General features: G+C 66.6%; 13 protein-coding genes. 1 reads left to right on the top strand and 12 read right to left on the bottom strand.

All coding sequences use genetic code 11. From position 1 onward, the window contains the following. The first annotated feature begins 56 nt into the window (after nucleotides 1-56). Nucleotides 57-617 (top strand): hypothetical protein, encoded by a 561-nt coding sequence (locus FOF48_RS26645; protein WP_235685959.1) that lies wholly within the window; start codon nucleotides 57-59, stop codon nucleotides 615-617. Nucleotides 618-752: 135 nt separating this feature from the next. Here FOF48_RS26645 and rplQ read toward each other — a convergent pair whose 3' ends face one another. The 12 genes from rplQ to rpmD form a co-directional block, all read right to left on the bottom strand. Further along, the gene (rplQ, locus tag FOF48_RS26640; protein ID WP_143905930.1) at nucleotides 753-1,169 is read right to left on the bottom strand and encodes a 50S ribosomal protein L17; all 417 of its coding nucleotides are present in this window, start codon (nucleotides 1,167-1,169) and stop codon (nucleotides 753-755) included. Between the two features lie 189 nt (nucleotides 1,170-1,358). After that, entirely contained in the window at nucleotides 1,359-2,381 is a 1,023-nt protein-coding gene (locus FOF48_RS26635) for a DNA-directed RNA polymerase subunit alpha (RefSeq protein WP_120523529.1), read from the bottom strand. 203 nt (nucleotides 2,382-2,584) lie between these two features. Next, nucleotides 2,585-3,211 (bottom strand): 30S ribosomal protein S4, encoded by a 627-nt coding sequence (gene rpsD, locus FOF48_RS26630; RefSeq protein ID WP_120523530.1) that lies wholly within the window; start codon nucleotides 3,209-3,211, stop codon nucleotides 2,585-2,587. 69 nt (nucleotides 3,212-3,280) lie between these two features. Further along, entirely contained in the window at nucleotides 3,281-3,721 is a 441-nt protein-coding gene (rpsK, locus tag FOF48_RS26625) for a 30S ribosomal protein S11 (protein WP_120523531.1), read from the bottom strand. Nucleotides 3,722-3,793: 72 nt separating this feature from the next. After that, a complete protein-coding gene (gene rpsM, locus FOF48_RS26620) occupies nucleotides 3,794-4,177 on the bottom strand; it encodes a 30S ribosomal protein S13 (protein ID WP_014395883.1) in 384 nt (127 codons plus the stop codon). A gap of 57 nt (nucleotides 4,178-4,234) precedes the next feature. Continuing rightward, a complete protein-coding gene (gene rpmJ / locus FOF48_RS26615; protein ID WP_002633586.1) occupies nucleotides 4,235-4,351 on the bottom strand; it encodes a 50S ribosomal protein L36 in 117 nt (38 codons plus the stop codon). Nucleotides 4,352-4,418: 67 nt separating this feature from the next. Next, a complete protein-coding gene (gene infA, locus FOF48_RS26610; RefSeq protein WP_002614803.1) occupies nucleotides 4,419-4,637 on the bottom strand; it encodes a translation initiation factor IF-1 in 219 nt (72 codons plus the stop codon). Nucleotides 4,638-4,786: 149 nt separating this feature from the next. Further along, on the bottom strand, nucleotides 4,787-5,545 hold the full coding sequence (gene map / locus FOF48_RS26605; RefSeq protein ID WP_143905929.1) for a type I methionyl aminopeptidase: 759 nt from the start codon (nucleotides 5,543-5,545) through the stop codon (nucleotides 4,787-4,789). An 87-nt stretch (nucleotides 5,546-5,632) separates the two neighbouring features. After that, the gene (locus FOF48_RS26600; RefSeq protein WP_143905927.1) at nucleotides 5,633-6,283 is read right to left on the bottom strand and encodes an adenylate kinase; all 651 of its coding nucleotides are present in this window, start codon (nucleotides 6,281-6,283) and stop codon (nucleotides 5,633-5,635) included. 90 nt (nucleotides 6,284-6,373) lie between these two features. Beyond that, on the bottom strand, nucleotides 6,374-7,720 hold the full coding sequence (secY, locus tag FOF48_RS26595; protein ID WP_143905925.1) for a preprotein translocase subunit SecY: 1,347 nt from the start codon (nucleotides 7,718-7,720) through the stop codon (nucleotides 6,374-6,376). A gap of 131 nt (nucleotides 7,721-7,851) precedes the next feature. Further along, on the bottom strand, nucleotides 7,852-8,379 hold the full coding sequence (gene rplO, locus FOF48_RS26590) for a 50S ribosomal protein L15 (protein WP_143905923.1): 528 nt from the start codon (nucleotides 8,377-8,379) through the stop codon (nucleotides 7,852-7,854). A gap of 16 nt (nucleotides 8,380-8,395) precedes the next feature. Next, nucleotides 8,396-8,665, bottom strand: coding sequence for a 50S ribosomal protein L30 (gene rpmD, locus FOF48_RS26585; RefSeq protein WP_143905921.1), 270 nt, complete (start codon nucleotides 8,663-8,665; stop codon nucleotides 8,396-8,398). Nucleotides 8,666-8,668 lie beyond the last annotated feature (3 nt).

Raw genomic sequence — 8,668 nt, 5'->3', positions numbered from 1 at the left:
AGCCCAGGGCGCCGTCCAATCCCGGCCCCCAGCCCCGCGCGGCCACGAGTTCTGGCATGCGCGCCGTGAGCGCCGCGCGCACGGCCCCCTTGGAGAAGCCGAAGGTGGAGGGCCCGCTGGGCAAGCGCGTCGCGGCGGAGACCTCCAACGTCCTGCTCAACACCTTCTCCATCCTCAAGGAGCAGCTGGCGGACTTCCGCGCGAGCAACCGCTTCTTCAAGTACAAGGCCGGCATCGTCGCGGGCTGGGTGGTGCTGTCCGTCGCCAGTTTCGCCATCGCATGTCCCGGACGCTCGCTGGAGACAGGTGACATGGACGCGCGCCTGGTGCTCAGCGACAAGCTGGACCGGCCCTCCGTGACCATCTGGAACGAGAGCAAGGACGTCTGGCGCGACGTCACCATCATCGTGAACGAGCAGTACCGGGCGGCGGTGGCGGAGGTGCAGCCGGGGAACTTCGTCACCATCACCCCCAAGCAGCTGCTGGGCGCGGACGGCGTCACCGCGCCGGCGGACCTGCGCTTCCAGTCGCTGAAGATGCGAAGCCCAAGCGACAACGCCGACCTCACGCCCTCCCTCCAGGAGGAGTGGCAGCGGCTGCTCGCGCCGAAGAAGTAGCCCCGGCTTCCACCTAGGGGCCTCCTGCGGCCCCAGGAAACACGAAGGGCGCCATCCCCTGCGGGAAGGCGCCCTGGGTGCTGCTTCAGCCCGACCGGGCCTCCCCCACAGGAGAGGCCCGCTCAGGGGAACGGCTCAACCCTCGGACTTCGCCTCGGCGGGAGCCTCGGTCTCAGCGGCGGCCGGAGCCTTCGCGGGCCGATCCACCAGCTCGATGAGGGCCATCTCCGCGGCGTCGCCCCGACGGAAGCCCAGGCGCACGATGCGGGTGTAGCCACCCGGACGGGCGGCGTAACGCTCCTTGTACTCGCTGAACACCTTCTGGAGGACCGTGCGGTCCTTCACGGTGCGAGCAGCAAGGCGCACGTTGGACAGCCCACCGCGCTTGGCCAGCGTGATGATGCGCTCCGCCAGCGGACGGACTTCCTTCGCCTTGGGAACGGTGGTGCGGATGGCCCCGTGCTCCAGGAGCGACGTGACCATGTTGTTGAGCATCGCGAGCCGGTGGCTCGTGGTGCGGTGCAGCTTCCTTTGTCCGACCTTGTGGCGCATGCGCGTGCTCCGGGGCCTCTGATGAGAACCCCACCACTCCGGCCGTATCAGGTACCGGGTGGGAAGGACGGCCCCGACACCAGGGGCCGCCGTTGAATCGGGCCCTGTGTACCAGGGCCCCCTGCCTCGCGCCACCGTGAAGCCGTGTCGGTGGGATGCGAGGCAGGTGCTGCGGGGACAACGGGAAGGCTAGGCCTTCGGCGCGGCGGGAGCCGGCGCGTTCTTCGGCGGCCAGTTCTCCAGCTTCATGCCCAGCGAGAGCCCCATCTCCGCGAGGATCTCCTTGATCTCCTTCAAGGACTTGCGGCCGAAGTTCTTCGTCTTGAGCATCTCCGCCTCGGTGCGCTGAACCAGGTCACCGATGGACTTGATGTTCGCCTGCTGCAGGCAGTTGGCCGAACGCACCGACAGCTCCAGCTCGTCCACCGAACGGAACAGGTTCTCGTTGAGCTTCGCCTCTTCCTTCGGCGCCTCGGCGACGACCGGCTCCTCGGTCTCGTCGAAGTTCACGAACACCGTGAGCTGCTCCTTGATGATCTTCGCCGCGTACGCCACCGCGTCCTGCGGCACCACGGAGCCGTCCGTCCAGACCTCGAGCGACAGCTTGTCGAAGTCCGTGACCTGGCCGACGCGCGCGTTGGTGACCTGGTAGTTCACCTTGCGGATGGGCGAGAACAGCGAGTCGATGGGGATGGTCCCGATGGGCGCGCCCGCCACCTTGTTGGTGGACGCCGGCACGTAGCCCCGGCCGCGGCGGCACGTCAGCTCCATGCGCACCTTGCCGCCCTCGGACACGGTGCAGATGTGGTGACCCGGGTTGAGGATCTCCACGTCCTGGTCCGCGATGAGGTCGCCCGCCTTCACTTCCTTGGGCCCTTCCACCTCGATGCGAAGCGTCTTCGTCTCGTTCGTGTGCATCCGGAGGAGGACCTCCTTCAGGTTCAACACGACGTCCGTGACGTCCTCGGCCACCTCGGGGATGGTCGTGAACTCGTGGTCCACGCCTTCAATCTTCACGGAGGTGATGGCCGCGCCCTGCAGCGACGACAGCAGCACCCGCCGCAGCGAGTTGCCCAGCGTCGTCCCGAAGCCGCGCTCCAGCGGCTCCGCCACGAACTTGCCGTACGTGGGGCTCAGCGAGTCCTGGTCCACTTCCATGCGGCGCGGCTTGATGAGGTCGCGCCAGTTCTTCGCAACAAACGTGTCGGCCATGGGGACTGCTCCTCGGAGCGTGCGCCATCACCCACATCCCCGCCAAAGTGGCGGGAGGACGGGCACGCGGGGAACTGCGTAACACCGCCGCCCGGTGCGCGCAGGACGCGCCCTCCAGACGACAAAGCAACGACGCCCCGGCCTCGTCGGCCAGGGCGTCCACTGCGGGAGGAGCCCGCGCGAAGCGGGCCCGGCACCCAGGACTACTTCGAGTACAACTCGACGATCAGCTGCTCCTGGATCGGCATGGTCAGGTCCTCGCGGTTCGGGACCGTCTTCACCGTGCCCTTGAACGCCTTCTTGTCCAGGTCGATCCACTGCGGAACGCCACGGCGATCCACGGTCTCCAGCGCCTCGGAGATGCGCAGCACCTTGCGGCTCTTCTCCACCACTTCCACGGCGCTGCCCGGCTTCACGGAGAACGACGGGATGTTCACCCGGCGACCGTTGACCTGGAAGTGACCGTGACGCACCAGCTGGCGCGCCTCGTTGCGCGTGTCCGCGAAACCCATGCGGAACACCACGTTGTCCAGGCGGAGCTCCAGCTGCTGCAGCAGGTTCTCACCCGTCTTGCCCTTGGCCGCGGACGCGCGGTGGTAGTACCCGCGGAACTGGTTCTCGAGCAGGCCGTACATGCGCTTGACCTTCTGCTTCTCGCGCAGCTGCACGCCGTAGCCGGAGAACTTCACGCGGCCCTGGCCGTGCTGACCGGGGGGATAGGGGCGGCGCTCGATGGCGCACTTGTCCGTGTAGCAACGGTCGCCCTTGAGGTACATCTTCAGGTTCTCGCGCCGGCAGATACGGCAGGCGCTCGCGGTATAACGAGCCACGGAAACTCTCCTTGCAGATGGTCTGGAGCCGGGCCCGCGAAGACGCGGGGCCCCGGCCCGAAGCGGTGATTAGACGCGGCGGCGCTTGGGCTGACGGCAGCCGTTGTGCGGGATGGGCGTCACGTCGCGGATGAGGCTGATCTTCAGACCGGCGGCGGCCAGCGCGCGCAGGGCCGACTCACGGCCCGCGCCCGGGCCCTTCACGAACACCGTCACGGTCTTCAGGCCGTGCTCCATCGCCTTCGCCGCGGCGTCGCCAGCGGCCACCTGCGCCGCGAACGGCGTGGACTTGCGGCTGCCCTTGAAGCCGCGCGCCCCGGCCGACGACCAGGAGATCACGTTCCCGGACACGTCCGTGATCGTGATGATGGTGTTGTTGAACGTGGACTGGATGTGGACCACGCCGTTGAGGATGTTCTTCTTGCCCTTGCGCTTGTTCTTCTTCGCCGCAGGGGTCTCGCCACCCTCGGCACCGGCCGGCGCCGCGGCGGTATTGATCTCGTCAGCCATGTGAATCGCTGCTCCTGGGAGTAGGTGATCAACGCCCGCGCCTCAGCGATGAGGCGGCGGGCGCCAGAGGGTTTAGCGGGCCGGAGCGGCCGGCTTCGCGCGAACGATGCCGCGCTTGGGACCCTTGCGGGTACGCGCGTTGGTGTGGGTGCGCTGACCGCGGACCGGAAGACCCTTGCGGTGACGCAGGCCCCGGTAGCAACCCAGGTCCATCAACCGCTTGATGTTCATGGTCACTTCGCGCCGGAGGTCACCCTCGACCTTGTAGTTGGCCTCGATGATCTCGCGGATCTTTCGAGCCTGGTCCTCGGTGAGGTCCTTGGTCCGGGTGGTGAGATCGATGCCCGCCGCCTCGATGATGTCGTGCGCGGTCTTGTTACCGATCCCGTAGATGTACTGGAGCGAGATCACCGCACGCTTGTTGGGCGGCAGATCGATGCCGGCGATACGAGCCATCTTCGGTCTTCCTTCGTTGTGGAGTTGGTCTGAGGCTTAGAGAGTCCCTGGGGACTCTCAGCCCTGGCGCTGCTTGTGCCGGGGGTTGGAAGCGCAAATGACGCGCACGATACCCTTACGGCGGACAACCTTGCACTTGTCGCAGATCTTCTTGACGGACGCCCGAACCTTCATGGAGCGAACTTCCTTCCTTCAGCGGAGAAAAGCACAACAGCCGGACCGCACAGGCGGCCGGCCCGAATTACTTGGCCCGGTACGTGATCCGTCCACGGGTCAGGTCATACGGCGACAACTCGACCTTCACCTTGTCGCCCGGGAGGATACGGATGAAGTGCATCCGCATCTTGCCCGAGATGTGCGCGAGGACCTTGTGGCCGTTGTCCAGCACCACGCGGAACATCGCGTTCGGTAGGGGCTCCATAACGGTCCCCTCGACTTCGATGGAATCATCCTTCGGCAAGCGTCAACCTTCTTCCCGGACCACGAACCTTCTGGAAGCGCGGCGGGATAACACTTTGGTCCGTAAGTAGCAAGCGCCGCGCGATCTGAAATCTGGACCTCTATCAACACCCTCTGACATCACCCTATTTCACCCCGGGTCTTGGGCCCTCAGGAGCACCGAGTCAAGACTTCCGGTCCCCGCTCGGAGATCAGGATGGTGTGCTCGAAGTGCGCGGACAACTTGCCGTCCACGGTGACGGCCGTCCACTCGTCCTCCAGCACCTCCACGTCCGCCGTCCCCAGGTTCACCATCGGTTCCACCGCCAGGACCATGCCCGGCCGCAGCTTCATCCCCGCCCCTGCCTGTCCGTAGTTGGGCACCTGAGGGGGTTCATGCAGCTTCCGTCCGATACCGTGTCCCACGAAATCCCGGACCACGGAGAAGCCCCGGGCCTCCACGTGGCGCTGCACGGCATGGCCAATGTCGCCAATCCGGTTGCCCGGCCGCATCACCCGGATGGCCTTCTCCAGGGACTGCCGGGTGGCATCCACCAGGGCCTGGGCTTCGGGAGCCACCTTCCCCACCGTCACTGTCCGCGCCGAGTCTCCAAAATAGCCCCGGTAAGCCACCCCGAAGTCCAGCTTCAGCAGGTCGCCGTCCGCCAACCGGCGCTTCCGGTCGGGGAGGCCGTGGACGACCTCGTGGTTCACCGAAGCACAGAGGACGGCCGGGAAGCCGTGGTGGCCCTTGAACGCCGGCCGGGCCCCCTTCTGAGCGATCAGCTTCTCCGCCAGCGCGTCGAGCTCCCAGGTGGACACCCCAGGCGCCACGGCCTTCTCCAATGCGTCCAGTATCTCACAGACGATCCGCCCCGCTTCCCGCATCAGGGCGATCTCATCCGGGCTCTTGATCTCCAGCGGATTCATGCGCCCCCTGCCGGTCTGCTGCTTCGGGAACTCGCGACCGGAGGGGCGGCAGTCCGCACCGCCCCTGTCCCGCGGCCTGCCGCGGACTCAGGCAGGACGGCCAGCGGCCTTCTTGATCTCCTCGTAGATGCCCTCGGGAGAACCCACGCCATCCACGCTCTTGAGCAGCCCCTTCTTCCCGTAGAAGTCCTTCAGCGGTGACGTCTCCGCGTCGTACTTCTGCAGGCGCCGCTCGATGACGTCGGGCTTGTCGTCGTCGCGCTGGACGAGCTCGGCACCGCACTTGTCGCAGAGACCCGCGCGCTTCGGGGGGCTCTGGGTGACGTGGTACACGGACCCGTCATTGGGGCACACGCGGCGGCCCGACCCACGCTCCACGAGCGTTGAGTGCGGCACCTCCAGCGAGACCACCGCATCCAGTTGGCGGCCCAACCGGGTGAGCATCTGGTCCAGCGCGTCCGCCTGGCCCGGGGTGCGCGGGAAGCCGTCCAGGACGAAGCCCTTGGCCACGTCCGGCTCCTTCAGCCGCTCCTCCACGATGCCGATGACGACGTCGTCGGGAACATACTGTCCCGCGGCCATCAAGGGACCCGCCACCTTGCCCAGCGGCGTGCCATCCTTCACGGCCTTGCGCAGAATGTCCCCGGTGGAGATCTGCGGGATCTGGAAGTCCGCGTAGAGCTTCTTCGCCTGGGTTCCCTTCCCGGCGTTCGGCGGCCCCAAGAGGATGAGGTTCATGTCGCTCCTTTGCACCTGCGTCCACCCTTGAACGACGAGGCGCCCCTCCCCACCATTGGGGAGAGGCGCCCGGAACACTACCGATCCACGTCAGGCCGCCACACGAACCCGACCGCGGATGCGCGGACCGCGCGGACCCGCGAAGCCTTCGTAGTTGCGGCTGATGAGGTGACCCTCGATCTGCTGCACCGTGTCCAGCGCCACGCCCACCACGATGAGCAGCGCCGTGCCACCGAAGGTGAAGCGCACACCCAGCACGCTGCTGATGACCGACGGAATCACGCAGATGATGGCCAGGTAGATGGCGCCACCGAACGTGAGGCGGTTGAGCACGCGCTCGATGAACTCCGCCGTCTGGCGGCCCGGACGAATGCCCGGGATGTAGCCGCCCTGCTTCTTGATGTTGTCCGCCACGTCATCCGGCCGGAAGGTCAACGCCGTGTAGAAGTAGGAGAAGAACACCACCAGCAGCACGAAGAGCCCGTTGTAGACCCAGAGGTTGCCCTCGATGCTGCGCTGGAAGCCCTGCAGGAACGGGAACCACGCGCCCAGCGTCGCGGGGAACGACAGCACCGCGCCGGCGAAGATGGGGGGAATCACGCCCGAGGCGTTCACCTTCATGGGGAAGTAGGTCGCCTGGCCCGCGAACATGCGCCGGCCCGCCATGCGCTTGGCGTACTGGATGGGCACACGCCGCATGCCCCGCTCCACGTAGACCACCACCCCAATGATGAGGAGCATGAAGAACAGCAGGCCCAGTACCGCCGCCACGTTCACCACTTCCTGCGTCGTCAGGTCCAGGAGCGTCTTCGCGCCGGGCAGCACTCGCGCCACGATGCCCGCGAAGATGATGAGCGAGATGCCGTTGCCGATGCCGCGCTCGGTGATGCGCTCACCCAGCCACATGATGAAGGCCGTGCCCGCCGTCAGGCTGACCACCGTCATGAAGGTGAACCAGACGTTGTCGTTGGGCACGACGACCTGGTTGAAGCCGCCCTGTCCCGCGTCCGAGCGGCCCAGCGAGGCCAGCCACCGCGAGATGCCCACGCCCTGCACGACCGACAGCACGATGCTGCCGTAGCGCGTGTATTGGTTGATCTTCTGGCGGCCCGCGGCGCCTTCCTTCTGCAGGCGCTCCAGGCTGGGCACCACCACCGCCAGGAGCTGGATGATGATGGAGGCGCTCACGTACGGCATGATGCCCAGACCGAAAATGGACATCTGCTCCAGCGCGCCGCCGGAGAAGAGATTGAACAGCGACACCAGGCCGCCCGATTGTTTCTGGGCGTCCATGAACGCGTTCATCGCGGAGCGGTCCACGCCCGGCGTGTTGATGAAGATGCCGATGCGGTAGACGGACAGCAGCACGAGCGTGTACGCAAGCCGGCTGCGCAGCTCCGCGATGCGGAAGACGTTGGCGAAGGCGTTCAAGGCCACGGTAATGCCATCCTCTTCAAGAGGTTCTGCCAGCAACAACAAACGCCCCTCTCCGGTTCCGGAAAGGGGCGCGGAAGCCTACACAAGGCTGGGGGCGCGCACCACATCGCCGTGATGCGCGCCGTTCACGCCTACGCCCGGGGCTGGCGAGGAGCCTTGACGCCCTTGCCGGCGTGGGCCTTGGAGGCCGACTCCGGCTTGTGCGCCACCAGCGGAAGCTCTTCCACCGAGCCGCCCGCCTTCTCGATGTTCTCGCGAGCCGCCGCGGACACCTTGTTCACGCGCACGGTGAGCTTCTTGGCGAGCTCCCCGTGGGCCAGAACCTTCACGCCGTCATAACGGCCCTTGACCAGGCCCGCATCCTTCAGCGCGGCCTCGTCCACCGTGGCACCCGCGTCGAACAGGTGCTCCAGGTCGCCCAGGTTCACCACCGCGTAGGTGGTGCGGTTGGGCGGATTGAAGCCGAACTTCGGCAGGCGACGCTGCAGCGGGCTCTGACCGCCTTCGAAGCCCTCGAACCGCATGTTGCCAGAGCGGGCCTTCTGGCCCTTGCCACCGCGACCGGCCGTCTTGCCCAGGCCGCTACCCTGGCCACGGCCAACGCGCTTCTTGCGGTGCCAGGAGCCCTGGGGACGCTTCAGGTTTGTCAGGATGCTCATGTTGGATCCTCGTTCCTCAGGCCTGGGCCTTGGCGGCCAGGCGCTCCAGGGCGCGGTCCCGGGCGACAATCTTCCGGGGCTTGCGGCGCTTGGACGCCGGGGCCTCCTGGCTGACCGTCTCCAGGGAGACCAGGTGCTTCACCTTGAACACCATGCCGCGCACCGCCGGGGTGTCCTTCAACAGCCGCTCGTCGCCGAACTTCTTCAGACCGAGGCCCTTGATGGTGGCCAGCATGTCCTCGGAAGAACCCGAGAAGCTCTTCGTCAGCTTAACCTTGAGCGCCATGAC

The organism is Corallococcus sp. Z5C101001, from assembly GCF_007352635.1.
GTDB lineage: Bacteria > Myxococcota > Myxococcia > Myxococcales > Myxococcaceae > Corallococcus > Corallococcus silvisoli.
Note: the sequence above shows the minus strand (reverse complement) of the source record. Positions and strands in the feature narration are given on the sequence as shown.